Origin of the sequence: Streptomyces graminilatus (assembly GCF_001418565.1) — a bacterium.
Classification (GTDB): domain Bacteria; phylum Actinomycetota; class Actinomycetes; order Streptomycetales; family Streptomycetaceae; genus Streptomyces; species Streptomyces graminilatus.
In genome coordinates this window covers 1-1,891 of sequence record NZ_LIQQ01000799.1, presented here as the reverse complement: position 1 = coordinate 1,891, position 1,891 = coordinate 1, and the positions used below count along the sequence as shown (strand labels likewise).

General features: G+C 71.3%; 3 pseudogenes. All 3 read left to right on the top strand.

What is annotated here, in order from left to right:
* Positions 1–206 precede the first annotated feature (206 nt).
* Positions 207–701 (top strand): annotated as a pseudogene (locus AOK08_RS41690) (thymidine kinase); the annotation flags it as partial.
* A gap of 2 nt (positions 702–703) precedes the next feature.
* Positions 704–821 (top strand): annotated as a pseudogene (locus AOK08_RS48280) (thymidine kinase); the annotation flags it as partial.
* A gap of 463 nt (positions 822–1,284) precedes the next feature.
* Positions 1,285–1,891, top strand: a pseudogene (locus AOK08_RS41685) (hypothetical protein); the annotation flags it as partial.

Genomic DNA, 1,891 nt, shown 5'->3' with positions numbered 1-1,891 from the left:
GGGACGACGTCCTGATCGTCGCCTCGGAGCGGGAGCCGAGGGAGTCGGTGATGGTCGGCAACCACGGTTCGATGACCCCTGCGGAACAGTTGGTCCCGCTCCTGCAAGTACGCTCCTGAGGCCCGTCCCCGCCCGACAGCCGCCCGCCCAGCCCTCCCGCCTCTTCCCGACCTCCGCGTATCTCGCCGAAAGGTGCTCGACCTCCCATGCCCGAGCTGGTGTTCTTCTCCGGAACGATGGATTGTGGGAAGTCGACGCTGGCGCTCCAGATCGGGCACAACCGGTCGGCCCGGGGCCTTCAGGGTGTGATCTTCACCCGCGACGACCGGGCGGGGGAGGGCAAGCTCTCCTCGCGGCTGGGCCTGGTGACGGAGGCGGTCGAGGCGGCCGTGGGCATGGATCTGCACGCCTATCTGGTGGACCAGATGTCCAGGGGCGGCAAGGTCGACTACGTGATCGTGGACGAGGCGCAGTTCCTCGCGCCGGACCAGATCGACCAGTTGGCGCGGGTGGTGGACGACCTGGGGCTGGACGTCTTCGCGTTCGGCATCACCACCGACTTCCGCACGAAGCTGTTCCCGGGCTCCCAGCGGCTGATCGAGCTGGCGGACCGCATAGAGACCCTCCAGGTGGAGGCGATGTGCTGGTGTGGGGCGCGGGCCACGCACAACGCCCGTACGGTCGGCGGCGAGATGGTGCTGNNCGCCGCCGACGTCGGCTACGAGGTGCTGTGCCGGCGCCACCATCGCCGCCGTATGACGAGCGCCTCCGCCCATGCCGGCGCGCTCTCGCCGGACGTCCTGCCGGTGGCCTCCGGCTGAGGGTTCCTCGGCGGGAGGGGAGATCGGCCTCCGGGTGTGCGGGCCGTCGGCCTCCCGGCCGCCGCAAGGCGGCGCAGCGGTCGAGCGGCCACTGGCCAGGCGGCTGCCGCCGGTTCACCCTGCTCACCACGTCGAGGCGGGCGGACGTACCGAGGACGCGGGTCAGGGGGTGACGGGAGAACCGAGGGGCGAGCCTGTCCTGCTCCACGGCGGCGACAGCGCCCTCGGGTGTGGTGGTGGCCCGGGTCCTGTCGGCCGAATCGGCCTGACAGCGCCCCTCGGTGCTGCTTTCCGGCCGTTCTCGATACGATGAAGGTCACAATAACGTATCGGGCATTTCGTGCTTCAACCTTCACCTGAAGCACACAAGTTGGCTAAGTTGACCTCCGAACACTTTCCCAAACCCGCAGTCCCTGTCTGACGGTTGGTTCGGGAGACGCACCACGGAAGGAGCTCGTCCCGCATGGCGCCGGAACGAACCCGAGATGATGGGCCCAGCCGTGAGGAGGTCCAGCAGGTGATCAACAGCCTCTACGACCAGGCCGAGCGCGTCAGCGGAACCTTCAACGCCACCCGCGCGATGAGGCTCGGGATACGCAAGCGGGTCACCACGGAGCCGGAGACCGCCCGCAGGCGCTCCGATCCCACCCTGGACGAGGTCGCCCGCCCCTGGTTCGACGTGGGGCGCGCCCAGTTGGGCCCGACCCTGCCCGCGGTACTGCCGCCCGACAGGAGGCCGGCCCGCGCACCGGAGCCACGGCCCACCCGGCCCTCGGGCCCGCAGGTCGAGCTGGCCGCCCTTCCGGTCGCGGAGCTGACCCCCGGACCTGTCGCCGCGCTGGCCGCCGCCCCGACGGCCGCGCCGCAGCCCCGGCCCATGGCCGAACTGCCGCCCGTGCGCATCGCCGAACCGCCCGCCTCACCCAGGAACGCGCTGCAGGCCGTGCCGGCACCGCGCCAGGAAGCCCCGGGTGACCTGAGCGCGCTTTCGGGTGAGCCCAGTTGGTTCCCGTCGGCAGCCCAGGGCGGCTCTCCGCTCGGGGCGGCTGTCCCGCTGCCCCGCGAGGACG